This is a genomic window from Phenylobacterium sp. (assembly GCF_030681155.1).
Classification (GTDB): Bacteria; Pseudomonadota; Alphaproteobacteria; order Caulobacterales; family Caulobacteraceae; genus Phenylobacterium.
This window is the reverse complement of record NZ_JAUXXE010000041.1, coordinates 14,675-38,912: the sequence shown is the minus strand read 5'-3', so window position 1 is coordinate 38,912 and position 24,238 is coordinate 14,675. Positions and strand designations below refer to the sequence as shown.

Sequence of the window (24,238 nt, the reverse complement as noted above, 5' to 3'; positions counted from 1 at the left end):
GGCGGCTCGCTTCACGATGCCCAGCCCCCGGATCACCGGATTCCGCTTCTTTACCCAACCGATCTTGAAGTTGCCGATCGACCGTTGGGACTGCGCGCCCCAATAGACATTGGTCGCGACCTCGATAGGGCCGAAGGTGTCGGTTTCGGTGCGGGTCGCGGTCATGGTCAAAGGGCTCCGATTGCTTCGCAGCGTCGGTTTAACGAACGGGCGCGAGACTGCAAGGCGCGCACGGATTATGGAGCGCCATGGACGATAGCTGGACCCATCATGGAAAGGTGCGCGCGCGGGAGGCCGACGGCCTCTTCGAGATCGTCGTGGACGGCCTGACCACCCAGTCGAAATACTACAAGCCGCTGGTCTACGAGTTCTTCCGCAAGGCCTGGCGCGGCGCGCGTCCGTCATGGGGCGAGTTCTCGGTCGATATCATGATGGAATATGTCGGCGATCCGCCGTGGATCGACCTCGATAACCTGGCGAAGGCGATCCTCGACGCGATCAAGGGCCACGCCTTCCATGACGACGCCCAGGTCGCGCGGCTGTTGGTCGAGCGGCGAGCCGGGGAGCGGGAGCGGATCGTGGTCAGTGTCCGCAAGCTGTCGGACGCTAACCTGCTGGGCGCGCCGTATCAGCGCTGAAAACGAAAGCGACCGCGCCGGAGACCGGCGCGGTCGCTTTCTCAAACCGTAGTCTGAGGTGCGGGATCAGCGATACTGCTGAAGCCGCGTGGTGCGCAGGCCCGCCAGGCCGTGGCGGTCGATCGACTTCTGCCAAGCGAGGAATTCCTCGTTGGTCAGGGTGTAACGCTCGCACGCCTCGTCCAGGGTCAGCAGCCCGCCGCGAACGGCGGCCACCACCTCGGCCTTGCGCCGGATAACCCAGCGGCCGGTGTCTGCGGGCGGCAGATCATTCAACGTCAAAGGCGCACCCGTCGGGCCGATAACATAGGCCTCGCCGCGGCTGTTCGTGCGCGTCTGCTGTTGTTGCAACATGGCTTTACGCCTTTCCGACCATCACTGTTCGGGTCGAAGATAGCGGAGGGGGCATAACAGCCGGTGAATCACGATAGTAAACAAAAGCTTATTCATGATCCCTCCGTGTACGATTCTGATACAGTCTAAGATGTCGTTCGATGTTAAGCGTGATTAACGCGAGGAATTACCTCTTAATATTGATTAGTTCTTCAAGCATCTGGTCTGCAGTGGTGATGATCTTCGAAGAAGCCGAGTAGGCCTTCTGTGTGGTGATTAGTCCGGTGAACTCTGCAGAGAGGTCGACGGTGGATGCTTCCAAGGTCCCGGGAGCGATTTCGCCAGCTCCACCGACCCCCGGCTGCTTGATGACAAACTCACCGGAGGGAATAGTCGCCCGATAGGCGTTGCCGCTGACTGCCGCCAAGCCGTCAGGATTGGCGAAGGTGGCGATGCCGATCTTGGCGATCTGGCGGACTTCCGAGTTATCGAAGATCGCCGAGACGATCCCGTCTTCACTGACCTCGACGCCGATCACGTTGCCGACGTTGGCGCCATCGGAATTGGAGGCGTTGAGGGTCGACTGGGACGCGTAATGGGTCACCTTGCTCCAATCGAGGTCGATAGCCGAGGCCGCGATGCCCAGGCCGTCGGCCCAGCGGGTCGTGGCGGCGCCGCCCGACGCGCCGAGGTTCAGCGTCGGCTCGTCGCCCAGAGCGCCGAAGAGGTCCGTGTTGGCGAGATCGAGTTGGCCATCGGCGGTGAAGTTGACGACGCCCGAGCTGATCAGGCCGTTGGTCGAGCCCTGGATGTCGGTGGCGGGAATAGCGTGAATTTCCGCATGCCATTGGTTCGGGTTGGCCGGATCGTTGTCCTTCAGGAAGGACACAGCGACCTTGTGGGTGGCGCCGACGGAGTCGATCACGTTCATCTCGAACGTGAAGTCGGGTTGGGTGGCGGTGGCCGGGCGCGGCGTGACGGCCCATTCGGCCATTTCGCCGGCCGCATAGCCGGCTTCGCCCGCCGAGACGGTCTGAGTCTTGTTAAGGTTGGCGTTGACGACGACGTTCTTGGTCGCCGCGACGGCCGCGCCAAGGTTCTTCACATTGATGGAATCCATCATGTTCAGGTCGGACGGGTTGGTGTTGAAGGTCCCGTCGGACTGCACCTTCCAGCCCTGCAGATAGAGTTTGGCGTCGTTGACCAGGAAGCCGTCGGCGTCGACGCTGAAGGAGCCCGAGCGGGTGAAGACGCGCTGGTCGGCTGGAGTCAGGCCGGCGCCCTTGTTCGCGACGATGAAAAAGCCATCGCCGGAGATACCGAGGTCGGTCGCCGAGGTCGCGCTCTGGATCAGGCCCTGCTGGCTGACGAATTGGCGGGTCACCGCCTGCACGCCGCCGGCCGAGTAGCGGCCCTTGACCGCCTGGGATGTCACGACGTTGGCGAAGTTCACCTGATTGCGCTTGTAGGCGACGGTGTTGACGTTGGCGATGTTGTCGGAAATCGCCGCGAGGGCCGAGGAGTTCGAGATCAGCCCCGAAACGCCGGCAAGCATTGCGCTGTTGATGCTCATGGTGTGTGCCTTCTTTCGCTATTGCTTCGGTGGCGGCGCGCTTAAGCGGCCGGCTCGGATTCAGGAGTGGTCGTGGGCGGCTTGGGCGCCTCGGCGATGGAGGTGACTTTCTCCCAGCCGACCTTCACGCCGTTGACGGTGATCAGGGTCTGGCCGTTCACCTGCTCGACGCCGGTGACGATGCCTTGCACGAAGTTGGTGACCGGCACGGCGGCCCCGGCGGAGTCCTTGGCCGTGACCTTCAGGGTGTAGGTGCCGCCGTTGGGGAGTTGCTGGTCGGTGCGGTCCTTGCCGTTCCAGGTAAAGGTGTGGTCGCCCGCCTTGTTGTCGGTGGGCTTGATGATTTGAACCGTCTTGCCGAACTCGTTCAGCACTTCGATGGTCACTTCGGTGGCTTCGCGGTCGAGCTTGTAGCTCCACTCGGCCTTGCCTGCGGTCAGCTTGGCGTCGCTGTTGACCGCCCGCACATCGCGGCCCAGCAGGCTGACCGAGGTCTGGATGCCCGAGCCGGTGTTGGTGACCAGCTTTTCCAGCAGATCGTTGGTGAGGAGCTGCTGCTCCACGCCGGTCATCTGCACCAGTTGCTGAGTGAACTGGGTCGAGTCCATCGGCGACAGCGGATCCTGGTTTTTGATCTGCGCGGTCAGCAGGCTCATGAAGGTTTCATAGCTGTCGGCCATGCGCGTGCGGCCGGTGGCGGCGGCGCTATTGTTGGCGGCGGCTGTGGGATCGATGGCCATGTCTGTCCCCTAGATCCGAACATCGACGCCGGTGGTCGACCGGCGTCCGTAGTTGAGTGCGAGCGAGCTGGCGGATTCGACGGCCTCGCCGGCAGTGCCAAGCACCGCCTGGAAGGCGCGTCCGCGCCAGGCGGCGCCGTCATTCTGTTGTTGCTGCGGCGCGCCGCGTCCCTCACCATGATCGCCGGCGACATCGAAGGAGAGCCCGCCCGAGAGGTCGAAGCCGGCCTGTTCAAGGGCGCGCTGCAGATCGTTCGAGCGCGCGCGGAGCTCGGCGGCGGCCTGCGGGCTGTCGAAGGACATGGCCGCGGTCATCTTGCCGCTGGCGGCGATCTCCACCGAGACACTGACGCGGCCCAAACCGGCCGGGTTCAGTTCGACCTCGAACTTCGTCGACTGGCCTTCGAGGTGCTTGGAGATTTGCGCCGTGAGGTTGGCGACGGTTTCGGAGGTGGCGCGAACGGGCGCTGCGTGAGCGGCCGGCGCGGCGGCATGAGCCGTGGCCGCGGCGGGTGCAGGGGCCTGGAAGTCCGGTGCGTCAGGCGCGGCCTCGGTCTTCGCCTCGCGAGCCGGGGCGAGCGTCTCGGTCTCTATACTGGAGGCGGGCTCGCCCGACGCCGACGCGTTGGTGACGGGGGCGACAGCGGTCGGGGACAATGCATCGTCCATCGGCGCGGCGGGCGCAGCGGCCGCGTGCGCTTCGCCGCGCCGGGCCGCCTCGGCGGACTTGGCGTTGCGTTGCGGGGGGTGCGGCTGGACGGGCTCGGCCTCGACCGGAGCGGCCGCCAGGACTTCAGCTTGGGCCATGGCCTGGGTCGCGGCGGGCGGCTCTATGGGGGCGGGTGGCGGAGCCTGAACGGCGGGCTGCCTTGCCGAGGATGTGGCGGCCGGCCCTGGATTGGTCGGGTGCGGAGCCACCGCTGGCGACTTCGCATCGGCGGCCTGGGCGGTCGCCGGACGCGCGGCCTGCGGGTCGGTGGCGGCCGCGGCGACGAGGGCCTGGGCTTCGGATTGAGCCAGACCGGCCAGGTCGGATTGCGGATCGGCGTCTGCTGTGAGCGGCGCGGTTTGCGGGCCAGCTGGGAGGTTCTGTTGCAGCGGCGCCTGAGGTGCGCTCGCTCCCGTCGCGATGCTCGGAGCCGGGGGCTGGAAGGGAACAGTTGGCGAAGCAGCCGCACCGCCTGTGAACTGTCCGTCAGCCGCGGTCTCGGCGGCGTCGGGAGCCGCCTGCACCGTTTGCGCCGGCGCACCGGCCAGCATCGCAGCAAGGACCTGGCCCTCGGCTGACAGCGGCGGGGTGCTGGGGCCGTCGGCCATGCCCGGTTGAAGGGCGGCGTCCTCGTCAGCGGTCTTGTCTTCCCCGAATAGTCCGCCGGCGGCCTGTTCGCCGGGCTCGCCGAAGAACGCAGCCAACAGCGCCTCGAAACCGGCCATCGGCCCTTGGGCGGCGGTCGGCGTCGAGGGTCCGGTGATCGGACTCGTCATTGGCAAATTAAACAGTGGCGCTGTCATGGCTTCCGGATGGTCCGGCCCCGTTTCGTGGGGCCATCTCGAGGGAGCGCTTCTGCGCCGTACATTCGGCAGGGTCAGAGCAACGTTTGCGCCATGTTCGGTTTCTCAATGCAAGTAATTGTAAAATAAGGAAAATAGATCTGGTTGAGCTGGCGCCCGTCACAAGCCGGGGGCGTTTTTTGCCGGGCTGAAGCGGGGCGATAGGTCGTCCCTGCCGATCTCGGCGTCTGGCGGAGTGGGTTGGTGAACAGGCGGATGCGAGGCTCTGGCGCCGGTCTTGCGACGTGCTTCGCGAGAACAACCGGGCCCTGACGGGACTGCATTGAAAAGCTTGGACTTTTATAGGCCCCTCGCGCGGGCGTTCACCAAACTCTCGGCAGATTTCGCCGGGTCGCGCGACAGGCTTTGCCGAGCGGAGGGTAAACTGTGTCACTGACCGCAATGCTGAAGACGGCTTCGTCGGGGCTCAACGCCGCCCAGGTGAACCTGCGCTCGACGTCCGACAACATCGCCAACGTCAACACGCCCGGTTACGTCCGCAAGCACGTGATCCAGTCGCCCCTGGTCGTCGGGGGCCAGGGTATGGGCGTCTCGATCGAAGGCGTCGAGCGGGTCACCGACCAGTATCTGCAACTGGCCAGTCTGACGGCGTCATCGGACGCAAGTCGCTGGAGCGCGGTGTCGCAATATCTGGACAACGCCCAGAGCCTGTTCGGCAATCCCTCCAGCGACGGGTTCTACTTCTCGCGCCTCGACGACATCTTCACGGCCTTCTCGGCGGCGGCTGACGATCCGTCGTCGAGCCTGCTGCGCAGTCAGGCGATGGGGAATGTCGAGAACTTCCTTTCTGAATCGGCCCGGATCAATGCGCAGTTCAGCGAGCTAGGCGGCACCGTCGATGCGCGCATCGCCGCCGACGTCGAACGCGCCAACGATCTGCTGCGGCAGATCAATCAACTCAATTCCGACATCAGCCGCGCCAAGCTCACAAGCGGTGACGCGTCGGGTTCGGAGAACATCCAGAGCCAGCTCGTGGATGAACTCGCGACCCTCGTGAATGTTCAGGTGGCGCTGAAGTCCAGTGGCGGCGTCACCGTCCGTTCGGCCGAGGGGCTTTTGTTGGCCGGTGACGGCAAGGCGGCGACCCTTAGCTACAACCGGACCGATCCGACCAAGGGTTACATCGCCGTCGAGCCCGACGGGCTGTCAGGCTTCGCTCAGCCGATCCAGATCACCGGCGGCGAGATCCGTGGCCTGATGGATCTTCGCGACACCACCTTGCCCGGCATGGCCGATCAGCTCGGCGAGTTCGTTTCGCGTGCGGCCGAGCAAATCAACGCGGCGCACAACAAGACGACCTCATCGCCGGCGCCAAACGCCCTTAACGGGCGCAATACCGGGCTCGACCTGCCGACCGCGGTCAGCGGCTTCACCGGCAAGACCACCATCGCCGTGGTCGGCGGCGCCGGGCCCAATGACGGCGTGGTCCAGCACAAGGTCGAAATCGACTTCGACACCATGACCATGACGCCGGGGGGGACCTTCACGTCCGGCAGCTTCCTGGCCGATCTGAACACAGCCCTCGGCGGCAATGCCACGGCGACCTTCGTGAACGGGGCGCTCAGCATTCAGGGCGCTGCCGGAACGGGCGTGGCGATCGACGAAGGGACGTCGATGAAGGCCGGGCGCGCCTTCTCGCACTTCTTCGGCATGAACGACCTGATCAAGTCCGGCGGGATGATCAGCTATGAAACCGGCCTGAAGGCCACGGACCCCCACGGCTTCACGGCTGGCGACACGATCAGCCTGCGGCTGGCGCAGGGCGATGGCAAGCCGATCCGCGACCTGGTGATCACCGTGCCGCCCGGCGCCAATATGAGCGACCTGCTAACTTCGCTGAACGATCCGGCTACGGGCGTCGGCCTCTATGGCCAGTTCACGCTCGACGCAAAGGGAGCCCTGAATTTCAACGGCACGCCGCCGGTCAATGCGACCCTGTCGGTGACCCAGGACCTGACCCAGCGCGGGGCGGGCGGTCCGTCGATGAGCCAGCTTTTCGGCATTGGTTCGATCGAGCGGAACTCTCGGGCAGGCAGGCTGAAGGTCGATCCGGCCCTGCAGCAGAATCCGATGAAGCTCGGCCTTGGCGTGCTCGACCTGAGCGTTGCGGCTGGTCGGCCGGCGATCACCGCCGGCGACGGGCGCGGCGCGCGGTTGCTGGGCGAGGCCGGCGACGTCACCACCAACTTCGCCGCGGCCGGCGAACTCGGCGCGGTGACCATGACCCTCAGCCGCTACGCCGCCGAGTTCGGTGGTTCGGTCGGCCGGCAGGCCCAGGCGGCCGACAACCGCAAGAGCGCGGCCCAGGCCGTGGCCAATGAAGCCAACGCCCGGCGCGATGCGGTCGAGGGCGTGAACGTCGACGAGGAACTCGTCATGATGACCACTTATCAACAGGCCTTCAACGCTTCTGCCCGCATGATCCAGGCGGCCAAAGAGTTGTTCGACGTCCTGACGAACATGATTTAGCGGAGGCTGACCGATGTTTCGCGTCACGACCGGCGGCAACTACAGCCGCGTACTCTCCAACATCATGCTGGCCCAGCAGCGCCAAATGGACGCCGGCGACAAGCTGGCGACCCAGAAGAACGGGTCGGATCTGAAGGACTATTCGCGCAACGCCGAGATGCTCACGGCCATGCGTTCGGTCGATAGCCGGCTGGGCGGCTACCTCGAGCAAAACAAGATGATCACCGACAAGCTGACCACTCAGGACTTTTCCCTGAGCCAGCTTGGCGACGCCGCGGCCTCGACGAAGCAAGCCATCGAGGAGGCCATCGCCACCGGCCGAACCGACACCCTCATGCAGGAGGTCGAGGCGCAGTTCCGCAATTCGGTTTCGGCGATGAACTCGCGCTATGGCGGGAAGTACCTGTTCGCAGGCGGCAAGATCGACGCTGAGCCGGTGACCGCCCAGTCCTTGTCGGACCTGACCGACCCACTGACCCCGGCGATCTCGGACTTCTTCAAGAACGACGATTTCATCACCGAGCACAAGGTGGACGACGCCACGGTGGTGAGGACCGGATTGCTGGCCTCCGACCTCGGGACAGAGATGCTGACCGCCTACAAGGCGATCCAAGCGTTCCACGAAAGCACGGATGGCCCACTCACCGGCACCATGACTGACGCTCAGCGGACCTTCCTGGAACAGCAGCTGAAGGTCTGGGACCAGGCCGCCAGCAACGTGATCGACAAGACCGCGCGCAACGGGATGATGCAGGCTCGAGTCGAGGGGGTGAAGAAGGACCTCACCACGCGCCAGGATAGTCTGAAGGAAATGATCGGCGGGATCGTGGACGCCAATATGCCCGAGGTGACCATTCACCTGGAGCAGGCGACACTGGCGCTGCAGGCCTCGACGCAGGTGTTCCTGACGCTGCGGGATTCCTCCCTCGTCAATATGCTGAAGTAGGCCGACCTCGCAAAATGGGCTGCGAGCCGCTACATAGCGGCCGATGAACGCGCTCTTCACAGATGCGGCCGTGGAAGCCGCCCGGGCCGCCGTGGGCCTGAAGCCCGGCGCCCGCGTGGTCGCCGCCATGTCCGGCGGGGTGGTCTCCACCGTCTCCGCCGCCTTGCTGGCGCGCGCCGGCTACGACGTGGTGGGCGTGACCCTGCAGCTCTATGACCATGGCGCGGCGATTCAGAAAAAGGGCGCCTGCTGCGCCGGCCAGGATATCCACGACGCCCGCACGGCGGCCGACGCCTTGAACATTCCGCACTACGTTCTCGACTACGAAAGCCGCTTCAAGCAGCAGGTGATCGAGGACTTCGCCGACTCTTATCTGCGCGGCGAGACGCCAATCCCCTGCATCCGTTGCAATCAGACGGTGAAGTTCCGCGATCTGTTGGACGTCGCCCGCGACCTGGGCGCCGAGGCGATGGCGACCGGCCACTATGTCCGTCGCGCCGAGGGAGCGGATGGGCCGCAACTGCTGCGGGCCGTCGATCCGGCGCGCGACCAGAGCTACTTCCTGTTCGCGACCACGCGCGAGCAGCTCGATTTCCTGCGCTTTCCGCTTGGCGGGCTGCCGAAGCCCGAGGTGCGGCGCGTGGCCGCCGAACTGGGATTGGCCGCCGCGGACAAGCCGGACAGCCAGGACATCTGCTTTGTGCCGGAAGGCCGCTACACCACGGTCATCGACCGCCTGCGCCCGCATGGCGCGGAGCCGGGCGATGTCGTCCATATGGATGGCCGGGTGCTCGGCCGTCATGAGGGCGTGACCCGCTACACCATCGGCCAGCGTCGCGGGCTGAACATCGCGGTCGGCGATCCCTTGTTCGTGGTGAAGATCGACGCCGACAAGCGCCAGGTGATCGTCGGGCCGCGCGAGGCGCTGCTGACCCGCGCCTTGAGCCTGAAGGAAACCAACTGGCTGGGTGAAACTGCGACCATCGAGGAAGCAGTCGGCAGGCCGGTCCTCGCCCGCGTACGGTCGACCCGCGAGCCGGTCGCCGGACGGTTGACGTTCGAGGATGGTGAGATCGGCGTGGCCCTCGACCAGGCTGAGGAAGGCGTGGCCCCAGGCCAGGCCTGCGTGCTCTACGCGCCTGAAGCGCCTGACCGCGTCCTGGGCGGCGGCTTCATCGCGCGGACCATCGCAGCGCTGTAATCTGGGACGGGGAGGGCTATATCTCTCCCATGACCCAGCGCACCGATCCCGTCGTCATCGCCTCCTATGCCCGCACGCCGATGGGCGGCTTCCAGGGGGTTCTCGCGCCCGTGAAGGCGACCGATTTGGGCGCTGCCGCCGTCCGCGCCGCGGTGGAGCGGGCTGGCGTCAGTCCTGAGGCGGTAGAGCAGATCTTCATGGGATGCGTGCTGCCAGCCGGTCTTGGCCAAGCGCCGGCTCGCCAGGCCGCGCTGGGCGCGGGTTTGCCCAATTCGGTCGAGGCGACCACCGTCAACAAGATGTGCGGGTCGGGCATGCAGGCTGCGATCATGGCTCATGACGCCCTGGCGGCGGGCAGCGTGGACATCGTCATCGCCGGGGGCATGGAGAGCATGACCAACGCCCCATACCTGCTGAGCAAGCATCGCGGCGGTGCGCGGATCGGCCACGACACCGCGTTTGACCACATGTACCTGGACGGGCTGGAGGACGCCTATGAGCCGGGGCGGTTGATGGGCTCGTTCGCTGACGAGACCGCGCGCGCCTATCAGTTCACCCGCGAGGCCATGGACGAATACGCCATCGGGTCGCTGGCGCGCGCCAAGGCCGCCGTCGAGAGCGGCGCCTTCGCGCGTGAGATCGTTCCGGTCGAGGTGGTCACCCGCAAGGGGACTGAGACCATCGTCACGGACGAACAACCGTTGAAGGCCGATCCGGCCAAGATCCCGACCCTCCGGCCGGCGTTCGGCAAGGATGGGGCGATCACTGCGGCCAACGCCTCGTCGATCTCGGACGGCGCCGCCGCCCTGGTGATGACCCGTGCTTCAGTCGCCGAGAAGCTGGGGCTGAAGGTCGTCGCGAGGGTGGTCAGTCATGCCGGCCACGCCCACGAGCCGGGCTTGTTCACCACCGCGCCTGTGCCGGCTATGCAAAAGGCGATGCGGAAAGCCGGATGGACCGTCGATGATGTCGACCTGTTCGAAGTCAACGAGGCCTTCGCCGTGGTCGCCATGATCGCCGAGCGTGAACTGGGCATCGACCGGAGCAAGCTCAACGTGAACGGCGGGGCCTGCGCGCTGGGCCATCCGATCGGCGCATCCGGAGCGCGGATCCTGGCCACCTTGCTTTCGGCGCTGGAAGCCCGCGGCGGCAAGCGCGGTGTCGCCAGCCTCTGCATCGGCGGCGGCGAAGCCACCGCCATGGCGGTCGAACTGATCTGAAGGGAATAGGCGATGACGAGCGAGCTGCGCAACAACACGGCCGATAGCCGCTATGAGATGGTCGAGCAGGGCATGACGTCCTGGGCGGACTATCGTCTCTCCGGTGATCGCCTCTATATCGATCATGTCGAAAGCCCGCCGGCGCTGCGCGGCACGGGCGCAGCTGGACGGTTGATGGCCGCGCTGGCCGCTGACGCGCGTACGCAGGGTCTGCGCATCACCCCGATCTGCGGCTATGCGGCGGCCTGGCTGCGCCGCAGCCCCGAATTCCGCGATTTGCTGGCCTAGTTCCTGCCCGCGAGCAGGTGGATCGTGGCGCCGTGGCTCTTGCAGTCCTCGGCGAGACGGCCAGCCACTTCACGTACGCCGACGGGATAGGCTTCGCCGCCGTCGGCGATCTCACATGACAGCCGCTCGATCTGGAGCAGGGCGTTCTCGAGAGCCTCGATCTGCTCCCGGGCGAGAAGCCTAGCTTCCGCCTGCAGGTGGCGAATGCGCTCTGAGACGCTGGCTCCAGCGGGAACCGGGACGGCTCCGCAATTGTCTCTCACCACGCTGAGGGCGGTGGAGGTACGCATAGGACTGACATCTGGCGCTCCCAAAGCTGCACACTCTGGGCGAAGCGCAGCAGGAAACGCGCCAAGTGGGAGCCGAACTAGTTGCGGGAGGCGATGGCTTCCAATGTCTGAACCTTCATCTCGCAGTCCTCGGCCATCCTGCGGGCCAGTTCGCGCACCCCGGCCGGATAGGCGTCGCCGCCGTCTGAGATTTCGGACGACAGCCGCTCGACCTCGATGATCGCGGCTTCCAGCGCCCGGATGTGTTCACGAGCCAGGTTTTTAGCCTCGGCCTGCAGACGGCGGATGCGTTCGGAGAGGTCGCCGGTGGCGACGGACTTGTTCTTGGCGGTCGAGTTGTCGGCCACGACAGACAACGGAGGAGACATGGTTCCAGCCCCTTGGCAGCGACATGCCAGCGGCCCCCAACGGACCGCCACAACTGCGCTGCCCCACGCTGAATCTACGCCCAAAGCGGCGCTGTGGTTCCGGCGTCCGCGCGCTGACGAACGTTGTTCAAAGAGGTGTGGGCTTTAGGTGACAGAAGCCGCCACCCTGGCTGGCGGGCGACCAACCGAGCGTTTAACGCCAAGCTGCCGCCTAACGTTTGCCCTTCCGGAATCGCTCGGCGGCCTCGGCGCGGGCCTCGGCCTTAACGCGCTTGACGGCCGTCCGATCGACCTCCTCGCCGGGGGCGGTGAGGGCGTCGTTGGCGAATTCCAGGTCCATCAGCTTCAAGCGCTTGATCTCGTCGCGCAGACGCGCGGCGGTCTCGAATTCCAGGTCGGCGGCGGCCTGGCGCATCTTGGCCTCCAGATCGCGCAGGGTGGCCTTGAAGTTGTCGCCCATGAACGGCTTGGAGTCCTCGGCCACGCCGACGGGGACCAGCACGCGGTCCTTCTCGTAGGGGCTGGCGAGGATTTCCTTGATCTGGCTCTTCACGCTCTCGGGCGTGATGCCATGTTCGAGATTGTACTCTTCCTGCTTGGCGCGGCGGCGGTTGGTCTCGGCCATTGCCCGTTCCATCGAGCCGGTGACGCGGTCGGCATAGAGGATCACCTTGCCATCGACGTTCCGCGCCGCGCGACCGATGGTCTGGATCAGCGAGGTCTCAGACCGTAGGAAGCCTTCCTTGTCCGCGTCGAGGATGGCGACCAGGCCGCACTCGGGAATGTCGAGACCCTCACGCAACAGGTTGATCCCGATCAGGGCGTCGAAGGCGCCCAGCCGCAGATCACGGATGATCTCGATGCGCTCCATGGTGTCGATGTCGGAGTGCATATAGCGGACCTTCAGGCCCTGCTCGTGCATGTACTCGGCCAAATCCTCCGCCATCTTCTTGGTCAGGACGGTGATCAGGGCGCGGTAGCCCTTGGCGATGACGTCGCGTACCTCGGCGATCACGTCATCGACCTGGGTGTGGTTGTTCTTGTTGACCGGGCGGACCTCGACCGGCGGATCGATCAGGCCGGTCGGGCGGATGACCTGTTCGGCGAAGACGCCGCCCGAGCGTTCCAGTTCCCAGGCCGCCGGCGTCGCCGACACCGAGACCGTCTGGGGTCGCATCGCATCCCACTCTTCGAACTTCAGCGGGCGGTTGTCGAGGCAGGAGGGCAGGCGGAAGCCATATTCGGCCAAGGTGAACTTGCGGCGGTAGTCGCCCCGATACATGGCCCCGATCTGCGGCACAGCCTGGTGGCTCTCGTCGATGAACAGCAGAGCGTTCTCGGGAATGTACTCGAAGAAGGTCGGCGGCGGCTCGCCGGTGCGGCGGCCCGAGAGATAGCGGCTGTAGTTCTCGATGCCGGCGCAGGAGCCGGTGGCCTGGATCATCTCCAGGTCGAATGTCGTGCGCTGTTCCAGCCGTTGGGCTTCCAGCAGTTTGCCGTTGGCGACCAGCCAGTCCAGCCGCTCCTTCAACTCGTCGCGGATCTGGATGACCGCCTGGTTGAGGGTGGGGCGTGGGGTGACGTGGTGGCTGTTGGCGTAGATCTTGATCCCCTCGAGGTCGGCGGTCTTCTTGCCGGTCAGGGGATCGAATTCGGTGATCGTCTCCACCTCGTCGCCAAAAAGCGAGATGCGCCAGGCGCGATCTTCGTAGTGGGCGGGGAATATCTCGATCGTGTCGCCGCGGCGGCGGAAGGTCCCGCGCTCGAAGGCGGCGTCGTTGCGCTTGTATTGCAGCGCCACCAGGTCAGCCATCAGCTGCTTCTCGTCCAGGCGCTGGCCCGGCTCGAGGGTGAAGGTCATGGCGGTGTAGGTTTCGACCGAACCGATGCCGTAGATGCAGGACACCGAGGCCACGACGATGACGTCGTCGCGCTCCAGGATCGCGCGGGTGGCCGAGTGGCGCATCCGGTCGATCTGTTCGTTAATCGACGAGTCTTTCTCGATGTAGGTGTCGGTCCGCGGCACATAGGCCTCGGGCTGGTAGTAGTCGTAGTAGGAGACGAAGAACTCCACGGCGTTGTCCGGGAAGAAGCTCTTCATCTCCGAATAGAGCTGGGCGGCTAGGGTCTTGTTCGGCGCCAGGATCAGCGCCGGGCGCTGGGTCTCGGCGATGACGCTGGCCATGGTGAAGGTCTTGCCCGAGCCGGTGACGCCCAGCAGCACCTGATCCTGCTCGCGCCCTTCCAGGCCCTCGACCAGTTCGGCGATGGCCCGCGGCTGATCGCCGGCCGGCTGGTAGTCGCTGACCAGGTTGAATCGCTTGCCGCCCTCCGACTTGGCCGGCCGCGCCGGGCGGTGGGGCTTCCACAGCATCGGCATGGCGGACTCGTCGTAGTCGAAGCTCGCCGACATGTCGGCGACGCCGTGGGGTGTCGGCGCGGTCTCGGGAGAACGGGGCATGAACGCCAAGGTAGGGTGGATCATGGGCGAACGCTAGTGCGCCGAAGTGTCAGGATGTGTCAGCAGCATAGCGGGCTGCACCCAGGGCGCGCCGCCCGCTGAGGCTAAGGCCGGTTCTTCAGGGCGCGCTTCTCCAGCGCCTGGCATTTGGCGGGCGTGACTTGCGGCCAGGGACCTGGATCGGAGCCGATCCGGCGATAGGCTTCCTGCTGGGTGATGCGTTCGCTCATGGCCAGCTGTTCGGCGGCGCGATCGGCGAAGCCGCGGCCAGAGCGCATGGCGGCGTCGAACTGGGCGCGGGCGTCGGGGTCTTCTCGTCGAACCAGGACCTGACGCGAGCCATTGAGGGAGACGTTGGCGCTCTGGTGGCCCCAGTTGGAGGGGAAGGCCGGGGTTGCGCGCAGGTAGCGTTGCATCGCGCAGGCTTGTTGGACGCGCCATGCCGGAGCGGCGATCGAGGCTTCCGGAAGAGCGGTTCCCGCCAGGGCTATGAGCGCGACGACCTTAAGCATTGATGGCAGTCTGGCATCAGAATTTGGGCGCAGCTATGGCGCCGTTCACGAGATTCCGGGGATCTTGCACCGGCCCTTCCGCGCGCGAAAGAGCCGGTGTCCAACCTACTTGTCGGCCGCCTTGCTGACGGCGGTTCCGACGCCTGCGCCGACGACTGCGCCGACCGGACCGCCTAAGACGGCGCCCGTCGCCGCGCCCGTGGCTGCGCGTTGCTCGACATTATGGCCGCAGGCCGAGAGGCTGATGGCAAGGCCGGCTAGGACGATCAGGCTGAGGGTCTTGCGCATGGGATTCCTTGATTTCTAAAGCTTTGCAATGAACGGCGAGGCCACGGTGAAGTTCCGCAAAAGCCCCCAGGCGGTTAACAAAAACTGAAAAAAGCTGGGCTGCGACCGATTGTCGGCTTGCCACCCCAGGTGCGGATCGTCATAACTCCGCTCAACTTCGCCGTAACCTGCCACTCCACGTGTATCTGGACAGGTTCATAGTCGCGACGCCGCCAGCATGAGCAGGGGCGCACGTGACGACGATGTCGGGGGGCGCAACGCCCTCGCCACACGGGACAACTCTCTTTGACATTCGACATTAAGGCTCACGCCGATTGGCGTGCGCCGACATGCGCCGTTTTGATCGGCTCGGGCATTGGGCTTGCGCTGGGCGCGGCTTACATGGCCGGCGGCATGTCGCGCGCCGCGACCGACCACGCCCGGGCTTCACGCCTCGCAGGTGCGGCGGCCGGCGCCTATTCCGACACCGTTCTCGAACGCGAAGCGGCCGCCCTGGATCCAGGGGTTCTACGTGTCGCTCGCCGTCATGATCCCTTTGTCTCCAGCGGTTCGGTCGATCGTGACCGGCAAGACGCTGTCCTGCTGACGCGGTTGGAAAACACCCAACAGCCCAGCGGCAGCCGAATTCCGCTGCGAGGCGTCAGCCTGCCTGCCGCGGCGCCCTTCCACTTGAGCGGCGCTTTGGAAACCTCCCGCGAACTCGAATGCCTGACCCAGGCGGTCTATTTCGAGGCGCGCGGCGAAACGCCGGCCGGACAGGCCGCCGTCGCCCAGGTGGTGCTCAATCGCGTTCGCCATCCGGCCTTCCCGAAGACCGTTTGCGCCGTGGTGTTTCAGGGCGCGGGCAAGCGGGTAGGGTGCCAATTCAGCTTCGCCTGCGACGGCTCCATGCGCCGTGGTCGCGAGACCGTCGCCTGGAACCGCGCCCAGAGGGTCGCCTCCAAGGCCCTCTCAGGCGGGGTTATGAGCAGCGTTGGCGACGCCACTCACTTCCATACCGTCAACGTGGCTCCCAACTGGGGTCCGCGCCTGGTGCGTACGGCTGAGGTCGGGCTGCACGTGTTCTATCGCGTGGGGCGCGACGCGGGGCGGGTCTATACGGCTAGCGCCGAAAGCCATCGTGCGACCAATTTGGCCACCTTCACCTCTGCTCCGGCTCCCGCGGCTCCTATGGAAATCACCAAGGAACTGCGGCTGGCCTCGGCGGTGACCGGGGACAAGGCTGACGCCGCCGCATCTGCGAGCGTCCAATCTGGCGCTTCGAACCGTGTCGCGGCGCCTGCCGCGGCGGCGGCCGAAGTGGCCGGCTCGGCTCGCGCCGCTTCTGAACCGGTGAAGCTTCCGGCGGCCAAGCTGACGCCCGCCAAGCTCACGCCGCTTCGCGCGGTCGACGCCGAAGCCGAGGTCGTCGGAACCGACTGAGTTCCTGAAGTCGTTTCTCTGCCATCGCCGATACGTCATGCTTGCGTGACGGTCGGTGGTGGTCGGGAAACGACTCGGGAAGTCCAATATGAATAACGGTCCGAACCGTAGCGAAGAGCTGGCCCAGGGCCTGTTGAACAGCCCCTATGGGGCGCTCAGTCCGTTGCAGAAAAGCGTGATTGACCTGATTGCGGCCGAAGCGCCCAGCGGCGCTGACCCGATCCTGTCGCGCGACGACCGCACCTTCGGCCAGCGACTGGCCGACCGCGTCGCCTCGATCGGCGGCTCATGGGGCTTCATCATCGGGTTCGGCCTAGCCCTGATCCTGTGGATCAGCTGGAACCAGTTCACCCGTGGCGGCCATCTGGCGTTCGATCCCTATCCCTTCATCTTCCTCAATCTGATGCTGTCGATGCTGGCCGCCATTCAGGCGCCGGTCATCATGATGAGTCAGAACCGCCAAAGCGCGCAGGACCGTCGGGCTGCTGAGCACGACTATGTGGTGAACCTGCGCGCCGAGCTCGAGATCATGCACCTGCATGACAAGATGGACGCCATGCGCAACCTCGATCTCGCGCGGCTGATCGAGGCGCAGAACCAGACCATCGAGTTGCTGAACATCCAGGTCGCGAAGTTGGCTGAGCAGCGCTAAGCGCGCGCGGCGCGGCGCAGGGCCTGGGGCGGTTGGCCGAAGGCGCGCAGGAAAGCCCGCCGCATACGCTCTGGGTCGCCAAAGCCAGTGAACTCAGCCACGCGGTCGATGGGGTCGGTGGTGTTCTCCACTCGCTCGCGCGCGGTCTCCAAGCGCAGACGCTCCACGGCCTTGGCCGGGGTCATGCCGGTTTCGGCGGCGAAGGCGCGGGCGAAGTGGCGCGGGCTCATTGCCGCCTTGTCGGCCAGCTTCTCGACCCCTAGCGGCTCGGACAGGCGTTCGCGCATCCAATCGAGCAGGGTCGCGAAGCGCCCGCCGCGTCCGCCCATCTCGATCAGGGCCGAAAACTGCGATTGGCCGCCGGGCCGCCGATAGTAGACCACCAGCTGGCGGGCCACGGCACGGGCGATGTCCTCGCCGAGATCGTCGGCGATGAGGGCGAGCGCCAGATCGATGCCGGCCGTGATCCCGGCCGAGGTCCAGAAGTCGCCGTCGCGCACGAAGATCCGGTCGGGCTCGACCCGCACCTTGCGATACCGGCGGGCTAGGTCGGCGCAGCGGTCCCAGTGGGTCGTGGCCCTGCGCCCATCCAGCAGGCCGGCTCGGGCCAGGAGGAACGCGCCCGAGCAGACGCTGGCGGTGCGCCGCGCATTGGCCGACGCCTCGCTGATCCATTCGGCCGTGCGGGCGCACAGCACCGCTGCGCGCGATCCATCGCCACCGGCGATCATCAGAGTATCAAGGGGCGCGTCGGTCAGCGGCTCGGCGATCATCAGGACGCGTGACGAGGAGGCGACCGGGCCTGGCTCGCAAGCCATCACCTTGATCTCGTAGGCCCCTGGAACATAGCGGGCGGCGATTTCGAACGCGGCGACCGGGCCGGCGACATCCAAGATCTGGAAGTCGGGAAAGATCAGGACGCCGAGCGTGCGGGTCATGGCTGAATCCAAGGGAAAAATGTCATTTCTGCCGCAGGCTAGGCCGCGCAGGGTAGCGGCGTCAAATCCCCGGAGGTCGCCATGTCCCAGTTTCAGATCGTCATCCCGATCTACCCCGACGTCACCCACCTCGATTTCACGGGGCCGCATCAGGTGCTGGCGCGCTTGCCGGACACCACGGTCACGGTGGCCTCGATGGGAGGGCGCGACATCCAGGCTGACGGCCTGACCTTCGCCAATCTGGCTGACCTGTCGAAAGTCGAGCATTGCGACATGCTTTGCGTGCCGGGCGGGTTCGGCACGACCGATGCGATGCTCGACGAGGCGTTCATGAGCGAGATTCGGCGGCTAGGCGGCGGCGCGAAGTATCTGACCAGCGTCTGCACCGGATCGCTGATCCTGGCGGCAGCAGGGTTTCTGCGCGGCAAGCGCGCGGCCTGTCACTGGGCCTGGCGCGACCTTCTGATCCCGTTCGGCGCAATCGTCGACGAGAGCCGGGTGGCGCGCGATGGCGATATCATCACCGGCGGCGGCGTGACCGCGGGGCTGGACTTCGCCTTCGTGGTCGCCGCAGAGCTGGCGGGCGAGACCTTCGCCCAATCCATACAACTTGGGCTGGAATACGCGCCGGCGCCGCCTTTCGCCTCCGGGCGCCCCGAACTGGCGTCACCGAAAGTGCTGGCCGCCGTGAAGGCAGGTCTGGCGTCCGGCGCTGCCGCGCGCATGGCCGCAGCCCAGGAGGCGGCCGCTCGCCTGCAGCCGGCGTAGCCGCTAGGCCGCCATCCCCAAGGCGCGCACCAGTGCGGCGGGCTCGATAGGCTTGCTGAGATAGTCGTTGAAGCCGAGCGCGAGCAGACGTTCGCGCTCGCCGGTCATGGCGTCGGCGGTCAGGGCCACGACCGGGAGGGTCTCCAGGCCGCTGGCCCGGATCGCCGCCAGCGCTTCAATACCGCTCATACCGGGCATATGGATGTCCATGAAGACCACGTCGAAGCCGCCGGTCGCCAGGGCCGTCAGGCCTTCTTGCCCGCTGGCCGCTGTTTCCACCGTCAGGCCCAAGGCTTCCAGCAAGGCCCGAGCGACCTCCTGATTGGTGCGGTTGTCGTCAACCACCAAGGCCCGAACCAGGGCCTCCCTGGCCAAGGCTGGCGTGGAGGGCGAGAGCTCGGGCTGGAAGGTCGCCTCCGGCAAGGGCAGGACCAGCCTGAAGCTCGAGCCTTCGCCCAGTTGGCTCTTGAGCGTGATTTCGCCGCCCATGAGCCGCGCCAGGTTGCGAGAGATCGCCAGGCCCAGGCCGGTGCCGCCAAAACGCCGGGCTATGCTGCTGTCGGCCTGGGTGAAGCCCTGGAAAAGGCGGGCCTGGGTCGCAGGCTCGATTCCGGGACCGGTGTCGGCGACCGTGAAGGCGATCTCGTCGCCGCGGCCGGTCGGCTCGACCGTCAAGCGAACTTCGCCCTGGCTTGTGAACTTCAGCGCGTTGGAGAGCAGGTTCTGCAGGACCTGGCGTAGACGGGCGTCGTCGCCGCTCACCCAGGAATGAACCTGCGGTGAGATCTCGCACGTCAGGACCAGACCCTTTTCAAGGGCGGCAGGGGCCCAGAGCTCCACGGAGCGATTGACGGCGTAGGGCAAGTCGAAGGGGCGGTTCTCGACGTCGAACCGTCCGGCCTCAATCTTCGCCAAGTCGAGGATGTCATTTAGAATCGTCATCAGGCCGCTCCCCGACCTGAGCAAGGTGGCGACGTGGTCGGCCTGACGAGGGCTGAGCTTAGTGCGCTCCAGGGCGTGGGCCATCCCGAGCACGCCGTTCATCGGGGTGCGCAGTTCGTGGCTCATCATCGCCAGAAAGGCCGACTTGGCCTGGTTGGCTGCGTTCGCGGCGAGGGTTTGAGCCTCGAGTTCGCGTCGCGCCGCCACCAATTCCCGGGCCGCGAGGACGCTCCGCTCCGCCGACATCGCCGCATAGCCGACGAACACCACCGCGCCCAATGCGGCCGCCAACTGCGTGGGGCCCTGGAAGGCGGGAAACAGTATCGTCGCAACGAGGAGCGCAACCGCACTGGGCGCGCCGAACACCAGTACGGCGAGAGGAGAGCGGAAGGCATGGCTGATCGCGTTGGCCACCAGCGCCGACCACGTCAGGAACGCCAGGAACTCCGCGCCGGGGATTCCCGACCGCCAATAGGTGAAGGCGAGACCGACCCAGACGAAATTCACGGCCAAGGCCGAGCCCAGATAGGAAAGGCGTCTCAAAGCGCTTGGCGGCTTATCGCCCTCATGAGCCGAGGTGGCGAACCACGTCCAGACCTCCGCCAAGGCCAAGGCCAGCGCCCAGATCATCGAGGCTCGAGGACCAAGCAAAGCGCCAATGAGCGCGGCGTTCAGCACGCCGGTTATCCAGCGCGACGGCGCCATCTTTCGGGCTGAACGGGCTACGCCGTCAAAACCCTCGTCCCACGCAAAAACCGATAACTTCATAACGCCGCCCGACCGATCGGCGCGCAGTGTCGTGGGGATTGCGCAATATAGATTTAACGGCGCCACCCAAGCGCGATCAGATCGGTGTTCACCGATCCTGGGTTTTGACGTGGACCGTGTCGACATTCTGGTGAATGTTGCCCTGGCGTCCCTGGTTCTTCAGGTTCACGTCGCTATCGCCAGGCTGGCCAGATTGCAGGCCCGTCTTGACGTCCCGCCGATCCTGGCCGGCGCCTTGAATGTCCGGCCGTGCACCCCGGAAGGAGCGTTGTTCCTTGGGAATAGGTGGGGCCTTGCTCATCGGAAACCTCCCTCAGTGTCCTGAAGGAACTGGCCCCAAGCTGTCTTGTTCCGCCTAGACGGCGTCCAAACCGATATCGAGCACGGGGGCCGAGTGCGTGAGAGCACCGACGCTGATCACGTCGACACCGGTCTCGGCGATACCTCGCACCGTCTGCAGATTGACCCCGCCGGAAGCCTCAAGGGTCACCTTGCCGGCCGCCAGACGCACGGCCGTCGCCAGATCTTCCAGGCTGAAATTGTCCAGCATGATGACGTCGGGGGCGAGCGGTAGGGCTTCGTCGAACTGCGCCAGGCTGTCGACCTCCACCTCAATCTTCATCAGGTGACCGGCCGCCGCGCGCGCTCGCTTCAGCGCCTCGGCGACGCCCCCGCAGGCCGCGACATGGTTGTCCTTGATCAGGATGGCGTCATCCAGGCCGAAACGGTGATTCAAGCCCCCGCCGCAGCGCACGGCGTACTTTTCCAGATGGCGCAGGCCCGGCGTCGTCTTGCGGGTGTCGGCGATCCGCGCCTTCGTTCCGCTGACCGCGGTCGTATAGGTGTGGGTCAGGGTGGCGACGCCCGACAGCCGACCCAGCAGGTTCAGCGCCGTCCGCTCGGCCGAAAGCAGGGCGCGGGCGTTGGCTTCGACCTTGGCCAGTATATCGCCGGGCTGGATCAGATCGCCGTCGGACACGCATTCCTCGAAGCGCGCGCCGGGGTCGAGCGTCAGCACCGCGAGCCGCGCGCAGGCCAAGCCCGCCACGACGCCGGACTGGCGCGCGGCGAACACCGCCGAAAGCCGGGTGTCGGCCCCGATACAGGCTTGGGCCGTTACGTCGCCGGCGCGGCCCAGGTCTTCGGCCAAGGCGGCCGTGACCACGGGCGCGATCAGTAGGTCGGGGATCGGAGGGGTCATTCAGCGGCCAGGCGTGGAGGGCTGGAGGCGGGAAGGGTGATGAAGGTCCGCGACGGAGCCTGATCGGGAACGCCGTCGGCGCGGAAGTGAGCGCCAAGGCTGTTGGGGCGGGCCAGGGCGGCCTGCGCGGTCAGTCGGGCGGCGACCAGCGGCGCGGCGCGGCCGTGGGCGGCCTCCATTGCATCGATCTCTGCGATCAAGCGGGTCAGGCCCGCAGCGTCCCGAACGACACCGGCGTCGCGGCTCATCGCGATCCGGAGCTGCGCCAGGGCTTCTGGCGGCAGGTCGGGCGATGGGGTCGCGCGCAGCGGCCGGCTCTGGGGATCAAGCGCCTCGCGCGCGGCATGACCGGCGCGCGCGCCGAAGACTGCCGCTTCGAGCAGCGAGTTGGACGCCAGGCGATTGGCGCCATGAACACCCGTCGAGGCGCACTCGCCGGCTGCGAACAGATTGGCCAGCGACGTGCGGCCATCGGCGTCGGTGACGATGCCGCCCATGTGGTAGTGGCAGGCTGGCGCGACCGGGATCGGCTGAACTCTAGGATCGATGCCCCCCGACAGGCAGGCGGCGAACACTGCCGGGAATTCGTCGGGGAAGTGAGCGCCGACCGCGGCGCGCGCGTCCAGGAAGGCGCCATGGCCCGCTTCGCGCTCGGCGTGGATCGCACGGGCGACCACATCGCGGGGGGCAAGTTCGGCGTCGGGGTGATAGCGGGCCATGAACGGCTCGCCATTCCCGTCGATCAGCTTGGCGCCCTCGCCGCGCAGGGCTTCGGTCGCCAGGGGCGCAGGATCGCGGCCGATATCGATGGCTGTCGGGTGGAACTGCACGAATTCCGGATCGGCGATGGTGGCGCCGGCCAGGGCGGCCAGGGCTAGGCCCTCACCTTTGAGTTCCGGCGGGGTGGTGGTGACGGCGTAGAGCCCGCCGATCCCGCCCGTGGCCAGGATGGTGGCCGCCGCGGTGATCTCGACCAGCCGGCCATCTTCCTCGGCCAGCACGCCGCGGACGCGGCCTTCGGCGTCCTGCAGCAGGCCGCGCAGCCGCGCGCCGGAGCGGATTTGAATGTGAGGCGCCGACAGGGCCGTGCGGATCACCGCGTCCATGATCGCGCGGCCCGCCTGGTCGCCCTTCACGCGCGCAACCCGCGAGCGCGAGTGAGCCGCTTCGAGGCTGGTGGCGAACTGCCCCTGGTCGTCCCGGTCGAAGGGAGCGCCGAGCTGCGCCAGGCGTCGGACGGCCTCAGGGCCTTCTTCCGCCAAGATTGCCGCCATGGCCGCGTCCACCAGGCCAGCGCCAGCCGCGACGGTGTCGGCGGCGTGGAGCGCCGGGGCGTCGTCGTCGGACAGCGCCGCGGCCATGCCGCCCTGGGCCCAGGCCGAAGAGCAGCCCTGGTTCACCGGGGCGCCGGTCAGGACCAGGGCCTTACGCGGGGCGACCGCCAGCGCCGCCGACAGGCCAGCAAGGCCCGCGCCGACGATCAGCACGCCGTCGTGCTTGATGCGTTCCACCGCTAGATCAGTTCCACATCGACGTGATGGCGAGCCTTCACGAGGTCATAGCGCGCCGGGATTAGGGGCGGCGGCAGGTCGATCATCCGCTGCACGGACAGCCGCGCGCGTTCGGCGATCGCCGGGTCGACGGTGACCTCGTAGCGGTCATAGGCCAGAGCCTCGTAGATGTTCTGCAGGCTGATCCGCTTCATGTGCGGGCAGAGGTTGCAGGGGCGCAGGAACTCGGTGTCCGGCGCGTCGGCGGCGACGTTGTCGGCCATCGAGCACTCGGTGATCAGCACCACCTGCTTAGGCTTGCGCTGCAGCACATAGTCGTTCATCGCGGCGGTCGAACCGGCGAAGTCGGAGACTTCCAGCACCTCGGCCGGGCACTCGGGGTGCGCCAGGACCTCGGCGTTCGGATAGGCCTCCCGCAGTTCCAGGATGTCGGCGGCCGTGAAGCGCTCATGCACCTCGCAGCGCCCCTGCCAGGCGATGATCTTGACGTCGGTCTGGCGCGCGACGTTGCGGGCCAGGAATTCGTCGGGGATCAGGATGACGCGGTCAACGCCCCATTCCTTGGCCACATGTTCGACCACCTGCACTGCGTTGGCGCTGGTGCAGCAGACGTCGGTCTCGGCCTTCACGTCGGCCGTGGTGTTCACATAGGTCACGACCGGGATGCCCGGATAGCGCTGCTTGATCAGGCGCACGTCGGCGCCGGTGATCGAGGAGGCGAGGCTGCACCCGGCCAACAGGTCGGGGATCAGCACGGTCTTTTCCGGCGACAGGATCTTCGAGGTCTCGGCCATGAAGTGCACGCCGGCCTGGACGATGATCTTGGCGTCGGACTTGGCGGCTTCCTTGGCCAGCCCAAGGCTGTCGCCGACATAGTCGCCCACGCCGTGGAAGATCTCTGGCGTCATGTAGTTGTGAGCGAGGATGACGGCGTCCTTCTCGCGCTTCAGCCGGTTGATCTCGGCGATCAGCGGAGCCTGGAGGCGCCACTCCATCGGGGTGACGTGATGCTTGACCTTTTCCCACATGGGAAGGGTGGCGGCTTCAACAGCGGGCGTGAACGCAAATTGCGAACCGTCGGCCATGGTGTCCTCCTTATGCTCAATCTGAGCATTTCCTCGGCCTCAAAAAACGCCG

Annotated in this window: 24 protein-coding genes and 1 pseudogene; 9 read left to right on the top strand and 16 right to left on the bottom strand. The window is 66.3% G+C overall.

The genetic code is table 11. From position 1 onward, the window contains the following. Positions 1-165: pseudogene (gene fumC, locus Q8M13_RS10575) on the bottom strand (class II fumarate hydratase); the annotation flags it as partial. A gap of 83 nt (positions 166-248) precedes the next feature. Here fumC and Q8M13_RS10570 point away from each other — a divergent pair. Continuing rightward, positions 249-638, top strand: a complete 390-nt coding sequence (locus Q8M13_RS10570) for a RusA family crossover junction endodeoxyribonuclease (RefSeq protein ID WP_305299919.1) — start codon at positions 249-251, stop codon at positions 636-638. A 66-nt stretch (positions 639-704) separates the two neighbouring features. Here the strand turns inward: Q8M13_RS10570 and Q8M13_RS10565 are convergent, their stop codons facing one another. From Q8M13_RS10565 to Q8M13_RS10550, 4 genes are all read right to left on the bottom strand, one after another. After that, a complete protein-coding gene (locus Q8M13_RS10565; RefSeq protein WP_304807401.1) occupies positions 705-992 on the bottom strand; it encodes a DUF1153 domain-containing protein in 288 nt (95 codons plus the stop codon). Positions 993-1,158: 166 nt separating this feature from the next. Continuing rightward, a complete protein-coding gene (locus tag Q8M13_RS10560; protein WP_305299918.1) occupies positions 1,159-2,544 on the bottom strand; it encodes a flagellar hook protein FlgE in 1,386 nt (461 codons plus the stop codon). Between the two features lie 41 nt (positions 2,545-2,585). Then, a complete protein-coding gene (locus Q8M13_RS10555) occupies positions 2,586-3,284 on the bottom strand; it encodes a flagellar hook assembly protein FlgD (RefSeq protein WP_305299917.1) in 699 nt (232 codons plus the stop codon). 9 nt (positions 3,285-3,293) lie between these two features. Continuing rightward, positions 3,294-4,769 carry a flagellar hook-length control protein FliK gene (locus Q8M13_RS10550; RefSeq protein WP_305299916.1) on the bottom strand — a complete coding sequence of 492 codons (1,476 nt, stop codon included), beginning with the start codon at positions 4,767-4,769 and terminating at the stop codon, positions 3,294-3,296. A gap of 453 nt (positions 4,770-5,222) precedes the next feature. Here Q8M13_RS10550 and flgK point away from each other — a divergent pair, with 453 nt between their 5' ends. From flgK to Q8M13_RS10525, 5 genes are read left to right on the top strand one after another with little or no spacing between them, the layout of a single operon-like run. Then, complete coding sequence (gene flgK, locus Q8M13_RS10545; RefSeq protein WP_305299915.1) at positions 5,223-7,325, top strand: flagellar hook-associated protein FlgK; 2,103 nt, start codon at positions 5,223-5,225, stop codon at positions 7,323-7,325. Between the two features lie 13 nt (positions 7,326-7,338). Then, entirely contained in the window at positions 7,339-8,271 is a 933-nt protein-coding gene (locus tag Q8M13_RS10540) for a flagellin (RefSeq protein WP_305299914.1), read from the top strand. Positions 8,272-8,314: 43 nt separating this feature from the next. Further along, positions 8,315-9,472 carry a tRNA 2-thiouridine(34) synthase MnmA gene (gene mnmA / locus Q8M13_RS10535; RefSeq protein ID WP_305299913.1) on the top strand — a complete coding sequence of 386 codons (1,158 nt, stop codon included), beginning with the start codon at positions 8,315-8,317 and terminating at the stop codon, positions 9,470-9,472. A gap of 29 nt (positions 9,473-9,501) precedes the next feature. Further along, the gene (locus Q8M13_RS10530) at positions 9,502-10,692 is read left to right on the top strand and encodes an acetyl-CoA C-acyltransferase (protein ID WP_305299912.1); all 1,191 of its coding nucleotides are present in this window, start codon (positions 9,502-9,504) and stop codon (positions 10,690-10,692) included. Between the two features lie 12 nt (positions 10,693-10,704). Next, entirely contained in the window at positions 10,705-10,980 is a 276-nt protein-coding gene (locus tag Q8M13_RS10525) for a GNAT family N-acetyltransferase (RefSeq protein ID WP_305299911.1), read from the top strand. Here Q8M13_RS10525 and Q8M13_RS10520 read toward each other — a convergent pair. The 5 genes from Q8M13_RS10520 to Q8M13_RS10500 form a co-directional block, all read right to left on the bottom strand. After that, positions 10,977-11,270, bottom strand: coding sequence for a hypothetical protein (locus Q8M13_RS10520; RefSeq protein ID WP_305299910.1), 294 nt, complete (start codon positions 11,268-11,270; stop codon positions 10,977-10,979). The two genes, Q8M13_RS10525 and Q8M13_RS10520, sit on opposite strands and share 4 nt — an antisense overlap. Before the next feature lie 77 nt (positions 11,271-11,347). Continuing rightward, complete coding sequence (locus Q8M13_RS10515; RefSeq protein WP_305299909.1) at positions 11,348-11,638, bottom strand: hypothetical protein; 291 nt, start codon at positions 11,636-11,638, stop codon at positions 11,348-11,350. Positions 11,639-11,849: 211 nt separating this feature from the next. Then, a complete protein-coding gene (uvrB, locus tag Q8M13_RS10510; protein ID WP_305299908.1) occupies positions 11,850-14,099 on the bottom strand; it encodes an excinuclease ABC subunit UvrB in 2,250 nt (749 codons plus the stop codon). A gap of 104 nt (positions 14,100-14,203) precedes the next feature. Beyond that, entirely contained in the window at positions 14,204-14,611 is a 408-nt protein-coding gene (locus Q8M13_RS10505; protein ID WP_305299907.1) for a hypothetical protein, read from the bottom strand. 105 nt (positions 14,612-14,716) lie between these two features. After that, complete coding sequence (locus Q8M13_RS10500; RefSeq protein ID WP_305299906.1) at positions 14,717-14,899, bottom strand: hypothetical protein; 183 nt, start codon at positions 14,897-14,899, stop codon at positions 14,717-14,719. 285 nt (positions 14,900-15,184) lie between these two features. On the opposite strand from Q8M13_RS10500, the gene Q8M13_RS10495 reads away from it, so the two are divergent. Further along, complete coding sequence (locus Q8M13_RS10495; protein ID WP_305299905.1) at positions 15,185-16,321, top strand: cell wall hydrolase; 1,137 nt, start codon at positions 15,185-15,187, stop codon at positions 16,319-16,321. Between the two features lie 88 nt (positions 16,322-16,409). Then, positions 16,410-16,973 (top strand): DUF1003 domain-containing protein, encoded by a 564-nt coding sequence (locus Q8M13_RS10490; protein WP_305299904.1) that lies wholly within the window; start codon positions 16,410-16,412, stop codon positions 16,971-16,973. On the opposite strand, the gene Q8M13_RS10485 is transcribed toward Q8M13_RS10490, so the two are convergent. Further along, positions 16,970-17,911, bottom strand: a complete 942-nt coding sequence (locus tag Q8M13_RS10485; RefSeq protein ID WP_305299903.1) for a GlxA family transcriptional regulator — start codon at positions 17,909-17,911, stop codon at positions 16,970-16,972. The genes Q8M13_RS10490 and Q8M13_RS10485 overlap by 4 nt on opposite strands. A gap of 81 nt (positions 17,912-17,992) precedes the next feature. Between Q8M13_RS10485 and Q8M13_RS10480 the strand changes: the two genes are divergently transcribed. Beyond that, entirely contained in the window at positions 17,993-18,679 is a 687-nt protein-coding gene (locus Q8M13_RS10480) for a DJ-1/PfpI family protein (protein ID WP_305299902.1), read from the top strand. A gap of 3 nt (positions 18,680-18,682) precedes the next feature. On the opposite strand, the gene Q8M13_RS10475 is transcribed toward Q8M13_RS10480, so the two are convergent. From Q8M13_RS10475 to nadA, 5 genes are all read right to left on the bottom strand, one after another. Beyond that, positions 18,683-20,299, bottom strand: coding sequence for an ATP-binding protein (locus tag Q8M13_RS10475; protein WP_305299901.1), 1,617 nt, complete (start codon positions 20,297-20,299; stop codon positions 18,683-18,685). A 178-nt stretch (positions 20,300-20,477) separates the two neighbouring features. Further along, positions 20,478-20,690 (bottom strand): hypothetical protein, encoded by a 213-nt coding sequence (locus Q8M13_RS10470; protein WP_305299900.1) that lies wholly within the window; start codon positions 20,688-20,690, stop codon positions 20,478-20,480. 54 nt (positions 20,691-20,744) lie between these two features. Beyond that, entirely contained in the window at positions 20,745-21,590 is an 846-nt protein-coding gene (gene nadC / locus Q8M13_RS10465; protein ID WP_305299899.1) for a carboxylating nicotinate-nucleotide diphosphorylase, read from the bottom strand. Next, the gene (locus tag Q8M13_RS10460) at positions 21,587-23,101 is read right to left on the bottom strand and encodes an L-aspartate oxidase (RefSeq protein ID WP_305299898.1); all 1,515 of its coding nucleotides are present in this window, start codon (positions 23,099-23,101) and stop codon (positions 21,587-21,589) included. Before Q8M13_RS10460 ends, nadC begins: the two co-directional genes overlap by 4 nt. A gap of 2 nt (positions 23,102-23,103) precedes the next feature. Further along, on the bottom strand, positions 23,104-24,186 hold the full coding sequence (gene nadA / locus Q8M13_RS10455; protein ID WP_305299897.1) for a quinolinate synthase NadA: 1,083 nt from the start codon (positions 24,184-24,186) through the stop codon (positions 23,104-23,106). Positions 24,187-24,238 lie beyond the last annotated feature (52 nt).

Coding starts and splice junctions, on each gene's coding strand:
- Q8M13_RS10570 (WP_305299919.1), top strand. CDS start 249: ATGGACGATAGCTGGACCCATCATGGAAAGGTGCGCGCGCGGGAGGCC.
- Q8M13_RS10565 (WP_304807401.1), bottom strand. CDS start 992: ATGTTGCAACAACAGCAGACGCGCACGAACAGCCGCGGCGAGGCCTAT.
- Q8M13_RS10560 (WP_305299918.1), bottom strand. CDS start 2,544: ATGAGCATCAACAGCGCAATGCTTGCCGGCGTTTCGGGGCTGATCTCG.
- Q8M13_RS10555 (WP_305299917.1), bottom strand. CDS start 3,284: ATGGCCATCGATCCCACAGCCGCCGCCAACAATAGCGCCGCCGCCACC.
- Q8M13_RS10550 (WP_305299916.1), bottom strand. CDS start 4,769: ATGACGAGTCCGATCACCGGACCCTCGACGCCGACCGCCGCCCAAGGG.
- Q8M13_RS10540 (WP_305299914.1), top strand. CDS start 7,339: ATGTTTCGCGTCACGACCGGCGGCAACTACAGCCGCGTACTCTCCAAC.
- mnmA (WP_305299913.1), top strand. CDS start 8,315: ATGAACGCGCTCTTCACAGATGCGGCCGTGGAAGCCGCCCGGGCCGCC.
- Q8M13_RS10530 (WP_305299912.1), top strand. CDS start 9,502: ATGACCCAGCGCACCGATCCCGTCGTCATCGCCTCCTATGCCCGCACG.
- Q8M13_RS10525 (WP_305299911.1), top strand. CDS start 10,705: ATGACGAGCGAGCTGCGCAACAACACGGCCGATAGCCGCTATGAGATG.
- Q8M13_RS10520 (WP_305299910.1), bottom strand. CDS start 11,270: ATGCGTACCTCCACCGCCCTCAGCGTGGTGAGAGACAATTGCGGAGCC.
- Q8M13_RS10515 (WP_305299909.1), bottom strand. CDS start 11,638: ATGTCTCCTCCGTTGTCTGTCGTGGCCGACAACTCGACCGCCAAGAAC.
- uvrB (WP_305299908.1), bottom strand. CDS start 14,099: ATGCCCCGTTCTCCCGAGACCGCGCCGACACCCCACGGCGTCGCCGAC.
- Q8M13_RS10505 (WP_305299907.1), bottom strand. CDS start 14,611: ATGCTTAAGGTCGTCGCGCTCATAGCCCTGGCGGGAACCGCTCTTCCG.
- Q8M13_RS10500 (WP_305299906.1), bottom strand. CDS start 14,899: ATGCGCAAGACCCTCAGCCTGATCGTCCTAGCCGGCCTTGCCATCAGC.
- Q8M13_RS10490 (WP_305299904.1), top strand. CDS start 16,410: ATGAATAACGGTCCGAACCGTAGCGAAGAGCTGGCCCAGGGCCTGTTG.
- Q8M13_RS10485 (WP_305299903.1), bottom strand. CDS start 17,911: ATGACCCGCACGCTCGGCGTCCTGATCTTTCCCGACTTCCAGATCTTG.
- Q8M13_RS10480 (WP_305299902.1), top strand. CDS start 17,993: ATGTCCCAGTTTCAGATCGTCATCCCGATCTACCCCGACGTCACCCAC.
- Q8M13_RS10470 (WP_305299900.1), bottom strand. CDS start 20,690: ATGAGCAAGGCCCCACCTATTCCCAAGGAACAACGCTCCTTCCGGGGT.
- nadC (WP_305299899.1), bottom strand. CDS start 21,590: ATGACCCCTCCGATCCCCGACCTACTGATCGCGCCCGTGGTCACGGCC.
- nadA (WP_305299897.1), bottom strand. CDS start 24,186: ATGGCCGACGGTTCGCAATTTGCGTTCACGCCCGCTGTTGAAGCCGCC.